The 15,466-nt window shown below is 71.8% G+C and carries 16 protein-coding genes; 8 read left to right on the forward strand and 8 right to left on the reverse strand.

Annotated elements, in window-relative coordinates; genetic code table 11:
- Positions 1 to 51 precede the first annotated feature (51 nt).
- The 8 genes from ACZ7PG_RS05140 (at position 52) to ACZ7PG_RS05175 (ending at position 8,495) form a co-directional block, all read left to right on the forward strand.
- On the forward strand, positions 52 to 1,377 hold the full coding sequence (locus ACZ7PG_RS05140; protein WP_470237815.1) for a cytochrome P450: 1,326 nt from the start codon (positions 52 to 54) through the stop codon (positions 1,375 to 1,377).
- Positions 1,374 to 2,570: an NAD(P)/FAD-dependent oxidoreductase gene (locus tag ACZ7PG_RS05145; RefSeq protein ID WP_470237816.1), complete on the forward strand. Its 1,197-nt coding sequence runs from the start codon at positions 1,374 to 1,376 to the stop codon at positions 2,568 to 2,570. The genes ACZ7PG_RS05140 and ACZ7PG_RS05145 overlap by 4 nt, the downstream gene beginning before the upstream one ends.
- A 17-nt stretch (positions 2,571 to 2,587) precedes the next feature.
- Positions 2,588 to 2,905 (forward strand): 2Fe-2S iron-sulfur cluster-binding protein, encoded by a 318-nt coding sequence (locus ACZ7PG_RS05150; RefSeq protein ID WP_470237817.1) that lies wholly within the window; start codon positions 2,588 to 2,590, stop codon positions 2,903 to 2,905.
- A gap of 32 nt (positions 2,906 to 2,937) precedes the next feature.
- The gene (locus tag ACZ7PG_RS05155) at positions 2,938 to 4,059 is read left to right on the forward strand and encodes an NAD(P)-dependent alcohol dehydrogenase (protein WP_470237818.1); all 1,122 of its coding nucleotides are present in this window, start codon (positions 2,938 to 2,940) and stop codon (positions 4,057 to 4,059) included.
- Positions 4,056 to 5,510, forward strand: coding sequence for an aldehyde dehydrogenase (locus ACZ7PG_RS05160; protein WP_470237819.1), 1,455 nt, complete (start codon positions 4,056 to 4,058; stop codon positions 5,508 to 5,510). Before ACZ7PG_RS05155 ends, ACZ7PG_RS05160 begins: the two co-directional genes overlap by 4 nt.
- A gap of 146 nt (positions 5,511 to 5,656) precedes the next feature.
- A complete protein-coding gene (locus ACZ7PG_RS05165; protein ID WP_470237820.1) occupies positions 5,657 to 6,451 on the forward strand; it encodes an enoyl-CoA hydratase-related protein in 795 nt (264 codons plus the stop codon).
- Between the two features lie 15 nt (positions 6,452 to 6,466).
- On the forward strand, positions 6,467 to 7,603 hold the full coding sequence (locus tag ACZ7PG_RS05170) for an acyl-CoA dehydrogenase family protein (protein WP_470237821.1): 1,137 nt from the start codon (positions 6,467 to 6,469) through the stop codon (positions 7,601 to 7,603).
- A gap of 16 nt (positions 7,604 to 7,619) precedes the next feature.
- Entirely contained in the window at positions 7,620 to 8,495 is an 876-nt protein-coding gene (locus tag ACZ7PG_RS05175) for an SDR family oxidoreductase (RefSeq protein WP_470237822.1), read from the forward strand.
- Between the two features lie 49 nt (positions 8,496 to 8,544).
- Here ACZ7PG_RS05175 and ACZ7PG_RS05180 read toward each other — a convergent pair whose 3' ends face one another.
- From ACZ7PG_RS05180 to ACZ7PG_RS05215, 8 genes are read right to left on the reverse strand one after another with little or no spacing between them, the layout of a single operon-like run.
- Positions 8,545 to 9,540: a phosphotransferase family protein gene (locus tag ACZ7PG_RS05180; RefSeq protein WP_470237823.1), complete on the reverse strand. Its 996-nt coding sequence runs from the start codon at positions 9,538 to 9,540 to the stop codon at positions 8,545 to 8,547.
- Positions 9,537 to 10,463: a DUF7064 domain-containing protein gene (locus ACZ7PG_RS05185; protein ID WP_470237824.1), complete on the reverse strand. Its 927-nt coding sequence runs from the start codon at positions 10,461 to 10,463 to the stop codon at positions 9,537 to 9,539. The genes ACZ7PG_RS05180 and ACZ7PG_RS05185 overlap by 4 nt, the downstream gene beginning before the upstream one ends.
- A 7-nt stretch (positions 10,464 to 10,470) precedes the next feature.
- Positions 10,471 to 11,271 carry an enoyl-CoA hydratase/isomerase family protein gene (locus ACZ7PG_RS05190; RefSeq protein WP_470237825.1) on the reverse strand — a complete coding sequence of 267 codons (801 nt, stop codon included), beginning with the start codon at positions 11,269 to 11,271 and terminating at the stop codon, positions 10,471 to 10,473.
- Between the two features lie 9 nt (positions 11,272 to 11,280).
- Positions 11,281 to 12,072 (reverse strand): enoyl-CoA hydratase/isomerase family protein, encoded by a 792-nt coding sequence (locus ACZ7PG_RS05195; RefSeq protein ID WP_470237826.1) that lies wholly within the window; start codon positions 12,070 to 12,072, stop codon positions 11,281 to 11,283.
- Complete coding sequence (locus tag ACZ7PG_RS05200; protein WP_470237827.1) at positions 12,072 to 13,088, reverse strand: LLM class flavin-dependent oxidoreductase; 1,017 nt, start codon at positions 13,086 to 13,088, stop codon at positions 12,072 to 12,074. Before ACZ7PG_RS05200 ends, ACZ7PG_RS05195 begins: the two co-directional genes overlap by 1 nt.
- A 9-nt stretch (positions 13,089 to 13,097) precedes the next feature.
- Positions 13,098 to 13,862, reverse strand: coding sequence for an enoyl-CoA hydratase-related protein (locus ACZ7PG_RS05205; protein WP_470237828.1), 765 nt, complete (start codon positions 13,860 to 13,862; stop codon positions 13,098 to 13,100).
- Between the two features lie 24 nt (positions 13,863 to 13,886).
- Positions 13,887 to 14,711 (reverse strand): 1,4-dihydroxy-2-naphthoyl-CoA synthase, encoded by an 825-nt coding sequence (gene menB / locus ACZ7PG_RS05210; RefSeq protein WP_470237829.1) that lies wholly within the window; start codon positions 14,709 to 14,711, stop codon positions 13,887 to 13,889.
- Positions 14,708 to 15,466 carry an SDR family NAD(P)-dependent oxidoreductase gene (locus tag ACZ7PG_RS05215; protein WP_470237830.1) on the reverse strand — a complete coding sequence of 253 codons (759 nt, stop codon included), beginning with the start codon at positions 15,464 to 15,466 and terminating at the stop codon, positions 14,708 to 14,710. The genes menB and ACZ7PG_RS05215 overlap by 4 nt, the downstream gene beginning before the upstream one ends.

Raw genomic sequence — 15,466 nt, forward strand, 5'->3', positions numbered from 1 at the left:
AAGATTGGACCAATAACGTGCACCGTCGCCCGTCTTCCCGGAGGAACCCGCATGACCACCACGCCCGAGGTCACCACCCGCCCGATCCCGGACGAGATCGCGCGGCAGGTCGTCCTGCCCGAAGGCCACCGCTACGACGTCCCGCTGTTCGAGGCCTACCGGTGGCTGCGGGAGAACCAGCCGCTCGGCCAGGCCGACGTCGAGGGCTACGACCGCGTCTGGCTGGTCAGCAAGCACGCCGACATCATGGAGATCGAGCGGCAGCCGCACGTGTTCACCAGCGGCGGCGGGGACGAGCCCGGCTCGCACAACCCGATCCTGCAGAACCAGGCCGGCGACGCGTTCACCCGGCAGCTCACCGGCGGCAGCCTGCGCATCCTCGAGACCCTGACCTACCTCGACCCGCCCGAGCACACCGCGGTCAAGGACATCGCGAACGACTGGTTCCGGCCGGCCAACCTCAAGAAGTGGGAGGACCGGATCCGGACCCTGGCCAAGGAGGCCATCGCGAAGCACCTGCGCAGCGGCGGCAACGACCTCGACTTCGTCCAGGACTTCGCCGTCTACTACCCGCTGCACGTGATCATGAGCCTCTTCGGCGTCCCCGAAGCGGACGAGCCGCGGATGATGGCCCTGACGCAGGAGTTCTTCGGCACCGCCGACCCGGACGCCCAGCGCGAGGACATCGAACCGCTCACCCCGGAGGCCGCCGCGCAGCAGTGGTCCGCCGCGATCAACGACTTCTACGCCTACTTCGACCAGCTCGTCGAGGACCGGCGCGCCGCCCCCGGGGACGACCTCGCCACGATCATCGCCCGCGCCCGCAAGCCGGACGGCGAGTACTACCCGAAGGAGGTCGCCTACGGCTGGTTCATCGCGATCGCCACCGCCGGCCACGACACGACGTCGAGCACGATGTCCGGCGCGATCGAGGCACTCGCCCAGTTCCCCGATCAGCTGGCGAAGGTGCGGGAGAACCCCGCGCTCATCCCGGACCTCGTCAACGAAAGCCTGCGCTGGGTCTCGCCGGTGAAGCAGTTCACCCGCCAGGCCACCCAGGACTACGTGCTGCGCGGGCAGCGGATCCGCAAGGGCGACCGGTTCATGCTGCTGTACCAGTCGGCCAACCGCGACACCGACGTCTTCGACGCCCCCGACGAGTTCCGCCTCGACCGCAAGCCCAACCGGCACATCGCCTTCGGCTACGGCCCGCACATGTGCATCGGCCAGCACCTGGCCAAGCTGGAGCTGCGGATCATGTTCGAAGAGCTGCTGCCGCTGCTGAAGAACGTCGAGATCGCGGGTGAGCGCAAGGCGGTGATGACGAACTTCGTCGGCGGGCTGCGGAAGCTGCCCGTGCGGCTGGAGCTGGCGTGAGCGAGCGGGTCCTGATCGTCGGGGCCGGTCACGGCGGCGCCACCCTGGCCGGCCTGCTGCGGCAGGCCGGCCACCGGGGCCCGGTCGAGCTGTTCGGCGACGAGGCGGACCTGCCCTACCACCGGCCTCCGCTGTCGAAGAAGTTCGCCCACGGCGAGCTCGAACAGTGGCTGCGCCCGGCCGAGTTCTACCGGGAGCAGGACATCACCCTGCGCCTCGGCGAGGACGTCGTCACCCTCGACCTCGCCGGACGCCGGGTACGCACGGCGTCCGGCGACACCCACCCGTACGACCACCTCGTGCTGGCCACCGGCGCGAGCCCGCGGCGGCTCGCGCTGCCCGGCGCCGACCTGGCCGGGGTCGTTTCGCTGCGCACCCTCGCCGACGCCCGGATCCTGCGCGAGTGCGTCGAAGAGCGGCGGGCGCTGGTGATCGTCGGCGGCGGGTACATCGGCCTCGAAGTCGCCGCGGTCGCGCGGGCGAACGGCGTCGACGTCACCGTGCTGGAACGGGAAGAGCGGGTGCTGGCCCGCGTCGCCAGCCCGCGGCTCTCCGAGATCCTCGCCGGGCACCACCGCGCCCGGGGCACGCGGATCGTCACCGGCGCACGGCTCGGGCGGCTCGCCGGACGGGCCGGCCGGGTAGCGGCCGCCGTGCTCGACGACGGCACGGAGATCCCGTGCGAAGCCGTTCTCGTCGGGGTCGGCGCGCGACCGCGTCAGGAGCTGGCGCTCGCGGCGGGCCTGCACTGCGACCGCGGTGTCGTCGTCGACGAGCACGCCCGGACCAGCGACCCGCACGTGCTCGCGATCGGCGACGTCACGCGCCGGGCCGGGTGCGTCCGGCTCGAAAGCATCCCCGGCGCCACCGAGCAGGCCCGCCAGGCGGCCGCCACGATCACCGGCGGCGCACCGAACCCGGCCGAGGTGCCGTGGTTCTGGTCCGACCAGTTCGACCTCAAGCTCAAGATCGCCGGGCTCGTCCCGGCCGAGCCGAGCACCGTCGTCCGCGGCGACCCCGCGACCGGCCGGTTCGCCCTGTTCCACCTCGACGGCGGCGCGTTGACCGCCGTCGAGTCGGCCAACAGCCCCGCCGAGTTCATGGCGGGCAAGAAGTTCCTCGCGGCCGGCACGCGGCTCGACCCGGCCCGGCTGGCCGACCCGTCGACCCCGCTGCGCGACGCCGTCGCCTGATCACCCGGAGGAAACCCGTGCCCGACGTCACCTACGAGCTCCCCGACGGCAGCGTCCACCGAGTACAGGTCCCTTGTGGACAGAGCGTGATGGACGGCTCGGTCCGCAACAACCTGCCCGGCATCGTCGCCGAATGCGGTGGCAGCTGCTCGTGCGCCACCTGCCACGTGTTCGTCGAAACCGGACAGTCCACGTTCGACGATCCGACCGACGAGGAGCGCGAGCTGCTCGAGTACGCCGACGGCGCGCGGCCGAACTCACGGCTGTCGTGCCAGCTCATCCTCTCCGACGGCTGCCCCGGGGTGCGCGTCACCGTGCCGGGCACCAACGGCTGATCCCCCTTCCCCTTCCGGACAAAGGAGTGCGCATGGACATCACGGCCGCCGTGGCCACCGAGCTGGGTGGCGCGTTCACCCTGCGGCGGGTCACGCTCGACGATCCCGGACCCGGCGAGGTCGTCGTCGAGATCGCCGGGGTCGGGCTCTGCCACACCGACCTCGCCGCCAAGGACGGGCACCTGCCGTTCCCGCTGCCCGGCGTGTTCGGGCACGAGGGCAGCGGGGTCGTCACCGCCGTCGGCGAGTCCGTCACCAAGGTGGTGGTCGGCGACAAAGTGGTGCTGAGCTTCAACAGCTGCGGCGAATGCCGCGAGTGCGAGCGCGGCGAACCCGCGTACTGCCACGAGTTCATGGCCTACAACTTCGGCGGCGCGCGGCCGGACGGCCGCAGCACCCTGCACGACGACGGCACTCCCCTGGGGTCGGAGTTCTTCGGGCAGTCGTCGTTCGCCACGCACGCGATCGCGCACGAGCGCAACCTCGTCAAGGTCCCCGGCGACGCGCCGCTCGCCGTGCTGGGCCCGCTGGGCTGCGGGGTGCAGACCGGTGCCGGCGCGGTGCTGAACTCGATGGACTGCCGGCCGGGATCGGCGCTGCTGGTGCTGGGCGGCGGTTCGGTCGGCCTGTCCGCCGTGCTGGCCGGAGTGGTCCGGGAGCTCGCGCACATCATCGTCGTCGAGCCGCACGCGGGACGCCGTGACCTCGCCCTGTCCCTGGGCGCGACGCACGCGCTCGACCCGGCCGCCGGGCCGCTCGCCGACCAGGTCCGGGCGATCGTGCCCGGCGGCGCCGACTACGCGATCGACACCACGGGCATCGCCGACGTGCTGCAGCAGGCGATGCAGGCCCTCGCGCACCGCGCCACGGTCGGCATCATCGGCGTGCCCGCCGACCCCGAGGCCGCGCTGGCGCTGAACCTCATCCAGGCGCAGGTGCTGGGCGTGCGCGTGATCGGGATCGTCGAGGGCGACAGCGACCCCGACGTGTTCATCCCGCAGCTGCTCGAACTGCACCGGACCGGCCGGTTCCCGTTCGACAAGCTCGTCACCACCATGCCGTTCGACCGGATCAACGAAGCCGTGGCCGCCCAGCACCGGGGTGACGCCGTCAAGATCGTGCTCGTGCACGAGGGAACCCGGGAGCAGTCATGACGATCGACTACGACCAGCTGTACGTGGGCGGCACGTGGACCGCCCCGGCCACCGGCCGGCGGATCACCGTGCACGCGGCGGCCACCGAGGAGGTGCTCGGCAGCGTCCCGGACGGTGCCAAGGCCGACATCGACGACGCCGTCGCGGCCGCCCGGCGCGCGTTCGACGACCCGGCGGGCTGGCCGCGCTGGGAGCCGTCGCGGCGCGCCGAAGTCCTCGAACGTTTCGCCGTCGCGCTCGAGAAGCGCGGCGCCGAGACCTCGCGGCGCGTCAGTGCCCAGAACGGCATGCCGATCGGCCTGGCCCAGCAGTTCGAGGGCGGCTTCCCGCCGGTGCTGCTGCGCTACTTCGCCGGACTCGTCACCGGTTCGCCGCAGGAGGAGACCCGGCCGGGCATGTTCGGCGGCAGCTCCCGCGTGCTGCGGGAGCCGGTCGGGGTGGTCGGCGCGATCGTGCCGTGGAACGTGCCGCAGGCGATCACGTTCCTCAAGCTCGCCCCGGCGCTGGCCGCGGGCTGCACGGTCGTGCTCAAGCCCGCGCCGGAGACGGTGCTCGACGCGCTGCTGATGAGCGAGGCCGCCGCGGAAGCCGGACTGCCCGAGGGCGTGCTCAGCGTCGTCCCCGGCGGGCGCGAGCTCGGCGCGTACCTCGTGTCGCACCCGGGCGTCGACAAGGTGTCGTTCACCGGGTCGACGGCGGCCGGGCGCTCGATCGCCGAGACGTGCGGGCGGCTGCTGCGGCCGGTGACCCTGGAGCTGGGCGGCAAGTCGGCGGCGATCGTCCTCGACGACGCCGACCTGGCGTCGACGATCGAGAGCTTCTTCGCCGCGACCCTGCTCAACAACGGCCAGATCTGCTGGCTCGGCACCCGGGTCCTCGCGCCGCGGTCGCGGTACGCCGAGATCGTCGACACCGTCAGCGACCTGGCGAAGTCGTTGCGCATCGGCGATCCCCTCGACGAGGACACCCAGCTGGGCCCGCTCGTGTCGTCGCGGCAGCGCGACCGCGTCGAGTCCTACATCGCGAAGGGGCTCGGCGACGGGGCCCGGCTGACCGCCGGCGGTGGTCGTCCGGCCGGCCGTGACCGCGGCTGGTACGTCGAGCCCACGGTGTTCGCCGACGTCGACAACGGGCACACGATCGCGCAGGAGGAGATCTTCGGCCCGGTCCTGTCGGTGATCCCGTACTCGTCGGAGGACGAGGCCGTGGCGATCGCCAACGCGACCGAGTACGGGCTCGGCGGCACCGTCTGGACCGCCGACCCGGACCGCGGTGAGGCGGTCGCCCGCCGGGTCGCTTCGGGGACGGTCGGGATCAACGCCTACGTCAACGACCCCACCGCGCCGTTCGGCGGGATCAAGTCCAGCGGGCTCGGCCGCGAGCTCGGGCCCGAGGGCCTGCACTCCTACCAGGTCTTCAAGACCGTCTACCTCGACCCGCAAAAGGGGTAGCCGGGCTCTCCCATTGGGGAGAAATCCCTGGTCACCGACGGCGGCACCCTTGATAACGATCGTTCACAGACTTAGGTTCGGTCGTGGGCGGTCGCGAGGGTGCCGCCGTCTCGCCGTTCTTCCGATGACGAAAGGACCACTCGCCGATGGACGAGTTCACCGACGTGACGTACAAGGTCGACAACGGCCTCGCGTGGATCACGATCAACCGGCCCGAGCGGTACAACTCCTTCCGCGCCCGCACCGTCGACGAGCTCGTCAAGGCGTTCAAGCGGGCCTGGAACAGCGACGAGGTCGGCGTGATCTGCCTGACCGGCGCCGGCGACAAGGCGTTCTGCACCGGCGGTGACCAGAAGCAGCGCGCCGAGACCGGTGACTACGGCCCGTCGGACTCCGGCCTGTTCGAGATCGACGCGCTGCACCACGTCATCCGGGACGTGCCCAAGCCGGTCATCGCCGCGGTGAACGGCTTCGCCATCGGCGGCGGCCACGTGCTGCACGTGCTGTGCGACCTGACGATCGCCGCCGACACGGCGAAGTTCGGGCAGAACGGCCCGCGCGTCGGCTCCTTCGACGCCGGCTTCGGCACCGGGTACCTGGCCCGGATCCTCGGCGAGAAGCGCGCCCGCGAGGTGTGGTTCCTGTGCCGCCGCTACACCGCGGCCCAGATGGAGAACTGGGGCCTGGTCAACCAGGTCGTGCCCGCCGCCGAGCTGCACGACGAGGTGCGCAGGTGGGCCGACGAGATCCTCGCCCTCTCCCCCACCTCGCTCAAGGTGCTCAAGCAGTCGTTCAACACCGACACCGAGCAGTTCGCCTCCACCGGCCAGCTGGCGTACTCCTACCTCAAGACGTTCGGCGAGTCGGCCGAGGCCCTGGAGGGCATCACCGCCTTCAGCGAGAAGCGCACCCCGGACTTTTCCGCGTTCCGCGGAAACTGATAACGGTCGTTCACGATGCGGTTCACCGAAGAGCAACAGGCGTTCGCCACCGCGGTACGCGAGTTCTGCGCCCGCGAGTGCGGGACGAGTTCGCAACGCGAAGCCCTCGCCGAGGGCGGCGAGCTGGACACCAGCCGGGAGCTTCTGGAGCGCCTGGCCGGGCACGGCTGGCTCGGCGTCTCCGTGCCCGAGGAGTACGGCGGGGCGGGCGCGGGCATGGTCGAGGAATGCCTCTTCCTCGAGGAGACGGCCCGCGGCCTCGCCCCGATCCACGCCTACGGGACCGGCCTCACCGCGGCGCAGACGTACTTGCGCTACGGCACCGAGGAGCAGAAGAAAGAGGTCATCGGCGGCCTGTGCCGGGGCCGGGTCGAGGCCATCGCGCTGTCCGAGCCGGGCGCGGGCTCCGACCTGGGCTCGGCCCGGCTGAAGGCGGTCGCCGACGGCGGCGACTACGTCATCACGGGCCAGAAGACGTGGACCACGGCGGCGCACCTGGCCGACCACGTCCTGGTGCTCACCCGCACGTCGTCCGGTGCGAAGAAGCACGACGGCCTGACGCTGCTGGTGGTGCCGGCCGACGCGCCGGGCCTGACGATCCGCCCGATCGCGACGATGGCGGCCCACACGGTCAACGACCTGTACTTCACCGACGTCCGGGTGCCAGCCGCGAACGTCGTCGGCGAGGTGGGCCAGGCGTGGCGGCACCTCATGCGCGGGCTGAGCGTCGAGCGGCTGATCATCGCCGCGATGTCGCTCGGGGCGGCGGAACGGGCGCTCGACGACGTCGTCGCCTACGTGCGCGAGCGGGAGCAGTTCGGCCGGACCATCGGGAGCTTCCAGGCCGTCCGGCACCGGATCGCGGACCTCGCGACGGAGATCGCGTGCAGCCGCGCGTTCGTCTACGACGTCGCCGAGCGCATCGACGCCGGCGAGGAGGACCAGCTGGCCCGCGAAGGGGCGATGGCCAAGCTCAAGTGCACCGAGGTCGCCAAGCTCGCGACGCTGGAGGCGATGCAGCTGATGGGCGGCGCGGGGTACGCGCGCGAGTACGGCATGGAGAGCCAGGTGCGGAAGGCGCTCGCGCCGCCGATCTACGGCGGGGCCAACGAAATCCAGCGCGAGATCATCGGCAAGAGCTTCGGGCTCTGATCGGGAAGGTGGGCGGATGAAGGCGATCTTCGCCCCGGACGTGCTGTCCGGCCAGCGGATCCTCATCACCGGCGGCGGCACGGGGCTCGGCCGCGGCGTCGCGCGGTACCTGACGGACCACGGGGCGGAGGTGCACCTGTGGGGCCGCCGCGAAGCGGTGCTGGCGGAGGCGGCGGCCGAGGCGGGCGCGCACTTCCAGGCCGTCGACGTCCGCAAGGCCGACCTGGTCGACGCGGCGATGGCGGAGATCTGGGACCGCCACGGGCCGTTGACCGGCGTGCTGAACAACGCGGCGGCCAACTTCATCGCCCCGACGGCGAGCTTGAGCGCGCGGGCGTTCGAGGCGGTGAGCGGAACGGTGATGAACGGCTCGTTCAACACGACGCACGCGGCCGGCCGCCGCTGGATCGCCGAGGGGCGGCCCGGCGTGGTCCTGTCCACGCTGACGACGTGGGTGTGGTCGGGTTCGGCGTTCGTGGTGCCCTCGGCGATGGCCAAGGCGGCGGTCCACGCGATGACGATGTCCCTGGCGGTGGAGTGGGCGCGCTACGGGATCCGCCTCAACGCGCTGGCCCCGGGCCCGATCCCGACGGACTACGCGTGGGAGATGCTCAACCCGACGGAGAGCAGCGCGGTCGGCGCGACGCAGGTCGACCAGATCCCGATGGGCCGCGCGGGCACGATCGAGGAACTGGCGAACCTGACGGTGTTCTTGTTCTCGGACGGCTGCAACTACTTGACGGGCGAGACGATCGCGATGGATGGTGGGCAGAGATTGGCCGGGCCGGGCACGTTCGCGGGCTTGACGTCACTGTCCGATGAGGACTGGCGGGAAGTTCGGGAACGGTCGCAAGCGGCGAGCGCGGCGGCGAAGTCGCAGCGGTCGGTCTGAGCAAGCCACGAAGGGAGGGCCCGTGATGACTCCGGGCCCTTCCTTCGTCTCAGCATCCGGTCGCGCGTTGGGCTGCTTCCAGGAACGACTTCACCAACCCCGGGTCCGCGTAGTACTCGTCCACCGCCCGCTGTCGGCCGTACTCGTACAACACCGCCAGCTTCCACAGTGCCAGCGTCGTGTACCAGTCCAGTGTGGACAGATCACGACCAGTCCTTTCGGCGTACCGCGCAGCCAGCTCCGCCCGAGTAGGATAGCCAGGCTCCAGCGCCGCCACCCCCAGCTCCTCCGTCGGCGTCAGAGGTTCGTCCGGCGAAGGCCAAGACGCCAGGAAGTAGCCGACGTCGAAAAGCGGGTCGCCGATTGTCGCCAGCTCCCAGTCCAAAACCGCCGCGATGCGACCCGGGGCCGCCAGGATCACGTTGCCCAGCCGGTAGTCGTTGTGGACGATCGAGGCGCCGGACTCCGGGGGCACGTGCGCGGCCAGCCACGCGTGGACCTCGGCGAACTCCGGTGGCGGGTCACCACCAGTGTCCGCGACCAGCCGGGCCATCCGGCGGAAGTGCCGCGCGTTGAACCCCTCCGGGCGGCCCAGGTCGGCCAGGCCGCGGGAACGCCAGTCGACCGCGTGCAGCGCCGCGAGCGTGTCCGCCAGCGCGAAGCCGATCTGGCGCCGCGAAGACGGCGTGTCCAGCGGGGACGGCGTCCGCTCGGTGACGACCGGGCCTTCGACGTGGCTCATGACGTAGAACGGGACGTCCAAGACCGCCGGCGCCACCGCCAGCACCTCCGGCACCGGGACGTCCGTGCCCGCCAGGGCGCCGATCAGCCGGGCCTCCCGCAGCATGTCGTGCGCGCCCGGGGGGACCGGGGGTGGCGGGGGACGGCGGACGACCACCTGGCGCGCGCCGTCCGACACCAGGAACGTCAGGTTCGAATGGCCGTCGCCGATGCGGCGGGTCGTCACCGGGCCCGTGCACAACCCCTGCGTGGCCAGGAACTTCTCCAACGCGGCCCGCGAAGTCGCGTCCCAGTCCCAGGTCACCGGGTGCTCTCGATCAGGTGCTGGAGATACTGCCCCGGCCAGTGCGTCTCGAACTGCCCGGCCCCCTCCTCGCCGTCGATGGTCGCGTGGCACGCGGCTTCGTAGATGACCGTTCCCATCGGGTCGCGCGTCGGCAGCTTCACGACTCCGAACGCGTCCAGCACCAGGTGGGTCGTCTCGCCGGTGATGTCGACGACGTCGGCCTCCAGGCGCTTCTGCGTCATGTCGTCGTGGTAGTCCGCGTGGTGGCGGATGTGCGACACGGGAATCGTGACGCCGTCCTTGACGACGTACCCCGCGAAACCCCACTCGCCGCGGGCGATCCAGATCCAGCCGTTCACCACCCGGCCGCTCTCGGTGTAGGCGATGAACCACTTCCAGTGGTGCGGCACGCCCCAGTTCCGCACACCCCACGAGTGGTCGCGGTGGCCCTTGCGGTCCAGGGTGACGCGACGGCCGGCCACCTCGAGGAAGCCGGTCACGTGCCCGGTCTGCTCCAGGCGGTTCTCCGCGAACCACGCGGGCAGCCCGTCCGGGTTCGACCGGTAGCTGAACGCGTCGTGCGACGCCGTGAAGTCGTACTCCAGCTTGACGTCGTCGCTCGTGTAGGACACCGAGGCGGTGCGCCGGAGCTCGGGCTGCTTGACGCCGAGCCCTTCGAAGTGGAAGTTGTCGAGGTCCGCGTCGTCGCCGACCACGCCCTGCGCGAGCTTCACGGCGACCGGCTCCGGTCCCCACACCGACACGTTGTAGCCGGTCTTGCCGCGGTCGGTCAGGTACAGGTACACCTGAAAGCCCAGCTGCTCGTCGGGCAGGATCATTTCCCAGAACAGGCTGTCGCGCATCCGGCCGCCCGGCGCGGGCCGGTGCCGGAGGTCGTCGGCCGGCCCGAATCCGGGGTCGATGTCTCCGAGCGTCGTCATGGATGCCTTACCTTCCGGTGAACTGCGGCCGGCGCTTGTCCTTGAACGCGGCCAGCGCTTCGGTCATGTCTTCGCCACGGGTCAGCAGCGCCTGCCCGCGGTTCTCCAGCTCCAGCGCCCCGGCGTACGACGTGATCTCCTGGTTGCGCTGCAAGGCCTGCTTCGACAGCTTCACGCCGCCCGGCGAGTTCCCCGCGATCTGCCGCGTCAGCTCGAGCGCTTCGCCGAGCAGCCGCTCGCTCGGCACGACCCGGTTCACCAGGCCGATCCGCTCGGCCTCCCCAGCTTCGAAAATCCGCCCCGTGTAAGCGATCTCGGCCGCCCGGCCAGGCCCGACCAGGCGGGTCAGCTGCCACGACGTGCCCAGCTCCCCCGCCGACAGCCCGACCTTGACGAAGGCGGCGTTGAACTTCGCCGTCGGCGCGGCGAGCCGGATGTCCGCGCTCAGCGCCAGGGACAGCCCGCCGCCGGACGCGGCGCCGTGGATCGCGGCGATCACCGGGAACGGCAGCTGCCGCAGCGCGGCGAGCCCGCCGGTCGCGAGCTCCTGGAACTTGAGGAACTCCCGCACGCCCATGCGCGTGATGACCTCGATCTCGGCGAGGTCGAACCCGGCGCAGAACGCGCGTTCGCCGGCGCCGGTGAGGATGAGCGCGCGGGCGCCGCTGTCGCGCAACGCCCGGGCGGCGGTGCGGATCTCGCCGAACATCTCGACGGTCATGGAGTTCAGCCGGTCCGGCCGGTTCAGCTTGAGCAGCAGGACGCCGGGTTCGGGCTCCTCGACGAGGAGCGTCCGGAAGTCGGGCACGGCGGTCTCCTAACGTCCGGTGAAGTTCGGCGCGCGCTTCTCCTTGAAGGCGGCGAGCGCTTCGGGCATGTCCTCGCCGCGGGTCAGCAGCGCCTGGCCGCGGTTCTCCAGTTCGAGCGCGGCGGCGTACGAGCCGATCTCCATGTTCGCCTGCAGCGCCCGCTTCGACAGCTGGACGCCACCCGGGGAGTTCGCGCAGATCAGCCCGGCCATCGCGAGGGCCTCGTCGAGCAGGACGTCGTCGTCGACCGTGCGGTTGACCAGCCCGATCCGCTCGGCTTCGTCGGCCAGGACGAACCGGCCGGTGTAGGCGATTTCGGCGGCGAGCGCGGGCCCGATCGTCCGGGACAGCAGCCAGGACGCGCCGAGGTCGCCCGCCGACAGTCCGATGCGGACGAACGCGGCGTTGAACTTCGCCGAGCGCGCGGCCAGGCGGATGTCCGCGGCCAGCGCCAGCGAAAGCCCGCCGCCCGCGGCGGCGCCGTTCACCGCGGCGATCACCGGCACCCGCAATGCGCGCAGAGCGGAAAGCCCTCGTGCGGCCCGTTCCTGACGGTCGAGCATGCCCAGCGCCGTCAGGCCGGCCAGCTCGTCGGCGTCGTCGAGGTCGTAGCCCGCGCAGAACGCCTTCCCTGCGCCGGTCAGGACGACCGCGCGGACGTCGTCGTCCTCGCCGAGGGTGAACGCCAGCTCCTCCAGCTCGGCGAACATCGTCACGGTCATCGCGTTGTACCGGTCCGGCCGATTCAGCGTCGCCAGCACGACGCCCTCGGCGGGCCGGGTCAGGTCGATGGTCTCCATCAGCGCATCCCTTCGAGAACCGCGAGCGTCGCCGCTTCGGCCTCTTCCGGTTTCAGGCCCCAGGGCGGGACGACGAGGTTCAGGTGGTCGTAGTCGCGGGCGTGCTCGGCCACCCGCGCGGCCACGTCGGCCGGACGGCAGGCCACCCCGACCGCGTCGAGCACGTCGTCCGGGACGGCCGCGACCACGGCCGCTTCGTCGCGGGCACGGACGGCCTCCCGGATCCGCTCCTGCGCCGAAGACCAGCCGTGCAGGGCGAAGAGCCGGTCGTAGACGCGTGAGGCGGCGTACTGGGCCACCGCGAACGCGAGCCGGCGGCGCGCGGCCTGCTCGTCCTCGTCGACGGCGCACATCAGGATGCCCATCAGCGTCAGGTCGGCGGCGTCCCGGCCCGTCTCGGCCAGCCCTGCCTCCAGCTCCGGCCGCACGATCTCGCTGATGTAGCGGCCGGTGTACATCGGGTGCCCGACCAGGCCGTCGGCGACGCGGCCCGCGACGCGGACCATGCGGCGGTTCACCCCGGCCGTCCAGATCGGCAGCCGCTCCTGGATCGGCGGCGCCGTGTCGGCGGTCGGGCGCAGGTGGACGCGGTAGAACCGGCCGTCGTGCTCGACCGGGCCTTCGTGCAGCCGCCACAGCTTCCGCAGGACGGTGACCAGCTCTTCCATCCGCTCGGCGGGCGCTTCGCCGCTGACGCCGTGCCAGTCCTCCATCATCCGCGGCGTGCCGTTGCCCAGGCCGAGCACGAGCCGTCCGCCGGACAGCTCGTCGAGGTCACGAGCCTCGGCCGCCCAGACCAGCGGCGTGCGGCCGACGCCGTAGGCGATGTTGCAGCCGATGCGAACCCGCTCGGTGGCCTGGGAGAGCACGGCCATCGGGATGGTGGCCGAGCGGTTGTACAGCTCGCCGGTCCAGACGGCGTCGAACCCGGCCGCCTCGGCCCGGACGGCGAGGTCCGCGGCCCGCCGGAACCGCTCGGGGCCGGAGCCCGCGCTGAAGATCGTCAGTCCGTACACGGCTCCCCCTCAGGCGAACTTCGGCGGGCGCTTGGCGAGGAACGCGGCGAGGCCTTCCCGCGCCTCACCCGCTTCGAAGAGGTCCTGTTCCTGCTCGGCCTCGAAGCGGAAGCCCTCCTCCAGCGGCAGGTCGAACGCGGCGTCGACGGTGCGGATCACCGCGCTCAACGCCGGCCGCGACAGCGTGACGAGCTTCTCGGCCAGCTCCAGGGCGGCCGCCTCCGCCTTGCCCGCGTCGACGAGCCGGTCGGCCAGGCCGATCGCGTGCGCCTCGGCGGCCGGGACCTGCCGGGCGGTGAGCATGATGTCCAGGGCCCGGCCCCGGCCGACCAGCCGCGGGAGCCGTTGCGTGCCGCCGGCACCGGGGATGAGGCCCAGCTTCACCTCGGGCAGGCCGAACCGGGCGTCGGCGCCGGCCACGCGCAGCGTGCAGGCCATGGCCAGCTCCAGGCCGCCGCCCAGGGCGAGCCCGTCGACCGCGGCGATCGTGACGCGCTCGGGTGCGGCCAGCCGGTCGAGCACCCCGCGCAACCGGTCGCCGTAGGCCGTGAACGACGCCGCGTCGATGCCGGACATGTGCTTGATGTCGGCGCCGGCGGCGAAGAACCCGGTCACCTCGGAGGCGACCACGATGACCTTGGCGTCGCCGGCGGCGTCCAGGGCCGCGTTCAGCCCGTCGATGATCGGCAGGCCGAGGGCGTTGGCCGGCGGGTGGGCCAGGGTGAGCACGCGGATGCCGGGACCGGCTTCGCGGGCGCCGACGGCGTCAGTCATGGTCTTCCTCCACAGTGGACGGGTTCAGGGGCGGCGCGGGAACCGCGCGAAGTCGGGGGCGCGTTTCTCCTTGAACGCCTCGCGGCCCTCCTTGGCCTCTTCCGAGGCGTAGAAGAGCAGGTTGGCGTCGTGGGCGAGCTGCTGGATCCCGGCGAGGCCGTCTTCGGCGGCGTGGAAGCCTGCCTTGAGCATCCGCAACGCGAACGGCGACAGCGCCAGCATCTCCCGGCACCACTTGACGGTCTCGGTCTCCAGGTCGGCCAGCGGGACGACGGTGTTGACCAGGCCCATCTCCAGGGCCTGGTGGGCGTCGTACTGGCGGCACAGGAACCAGATCTCCTTGGCCTTGCGCGCACCGACGACCTGGGTGAGCAGCCCGGCGCCGAACCCGCCGTCGAACGAGCCGACCCGCGGGCCGGTCTGCCCGAAGCGGGCGTTGTCGGCGGCGATGGCCAGGTCGCACACCAGCTGCAGCACCTGTCCCCCGCCGATCGCGTACCCGGCGACCATCGCGACCACCGGCTTGGGCAGCCGCCGGAGCTGGACGTGCAGGTCGGTGACGTGGAACCGGCCCGGCCGCCCGGGCTCGGACACGTACCCGGTGTCGCCGCGCACGCGCTGGTCCCCGCCCGAGCAGAAGGCCAGCTCGCCCTCACCGGTCAGGATGATCACGCCGATCGAGGTGTCCTCGCGGGCGGCGTCGAGCGCGTCGGAGATCTCGACCAGCGTCTGCGGCCGGAAGGCGTTGCGCACCTCCGGGCGGCAGATCGTGATCTTGGCGATCCCGTCGCCGCTGTGGTCGAGGCGGATGTCCTCATAGGACCCCACCTCCTTCCAGTCCACGCTCATGCCATGGTCAATCCGCCGCTGACCGAAAGCGTTTGCCCCGTGATGTACCCGGCCGCGTCGGAGGCGAAGAACGCGACGGCGGCGGCGACGTCCGCCGGCTGCGCGAGGCGCTTCATCGGGACCCCGCGGACCATGCCGCCGAGCACCTTGTCGGCGTCCTGGCCGGAGCTGTCGGCGAACTTGCGCAACGCCGGGGTGTCGGTCGGGCCCGGGCAGACGGTGTTGGCGGTGACGCCCTTGGTCGCGACCTCGCGGGCGAGGGTCTTGGTGAAGGCGATGATGCCGCCCTTGGCCCCCGAGTAGACGGCTTCCAGCGACGAGCCGACGCGCCCGGCGTCGGACCCGATGTTGATCACCCGGCCGTGGCCGCGCTCGATCATGCCCGGGACGACCGTCCGGATCACCCGCAGCGCGCCCTTGAAGTTGATGTCGAGGATGCGGTCCCAGAAGTCCTCGTCGGTGTCGACGAACTTCATGAAGTCGTCCCAGCCGGCGTTGTTGACGACGATCTCGACCGGGCCGAGCTCCTCGGTCACCGTCTTGACGGCGGCCTGCACGGACGCGGTGTCGGTGATGTCGGTCCGGACGGCGAGCGCGCGACCGCCGGCTTCGGTGATCCGGTCGGCCGTGGCCTGCGCGGCCTCGAGGTTGAGGTCGGCGATGGCGACGCGGTGGCCGTGCTCGCCGAGGGCCAGCGCGATGCCCTGTCCGATGCCCTGCGCACCACCGGTGACGAGGGCGACGCGGTTGCTCAT

It is taken from the genome of Amycolatopsis sp. NPDC114504, from assembly GCF_055633595.1.

Coding starts and splice junctions, on each gene's coding strand:
- ACZ7PG_RS05140 (WP_470237815.1), top strand. CDS start 52: ATGACCACCACGCCCGAGGTCACCACCCGCCCGATCCCGGACGAGATC.
- ACZ7PG_RS05155 (WP_470237818.1), top strand. CDS start 2,938: ATGGACATCACGGCCGCCGTGGCCACCGAGCTGGGTGGCGCGTTCACC.
- ACZ7PG_RS05160 (WP_470237819.1), top strand. CDS start 4,056: ATGACGATCGACTACGACCAGCTGTACGTGGGCGGCACGTGGACCGCC.
- ACZ7PG_RS05165 (WP_470237820.1), top strand. CDS start 5,657: ATGGACGAGTTCACCGACGTGACGTACAAGGTCGACAACGGCCTCGCG.
- ACZ7PG_RS05170 (WP_470237821.1), top strand. CDS start 6,467: ATGCGGTTCACCGAAGAGCAACAGGCGTTCGCCACCGCGGTACGCGAG.
- ACZ7PG_RS05175 (WP_470237822.1), top strand. CDS start 7,620: ATGAAGGCGATCTTCGCCCCGGACGTGCTGTCCGGCCAGCGGATCCTC.
- ACZ7PG_RS05185 (WP_470237824.1), bottom strand. CDS start 10,463: ATGACGACGCTCGGAGACATCGACCCCGGATTCGGGCCGGCCGACGAC.
- ACZ7PG_RS05195 (WP_470237826.1), bottom strand. CDS start 12,072: ATGGAGACCATCGACCTGACCCGGCCCGCCGAGGGCGTCGTGCTGGCG.
- ACZ7PG_RS05205 (WP_470237828.1), bottom strand. CDS start 13,862: ATGACTGACGCCGTCGGCGCCCGCGAAGCCGGTCCCGGCATCCGCGTG.
- menB (WP_470237829.1), bottom strand. CDS start 14,711: ATGAGCGTGGACTGGAAGGAGGTGGGGTCCTATGAGGACATCCGCCTC.
- ACZ7PG_RS05215 (WP_470237830.1), bottom strand. CDS start 15,466: ATGAGCAACCGCGTCGCCCTCGTCACCGGTGGTGCGCAGGGCATCGGA.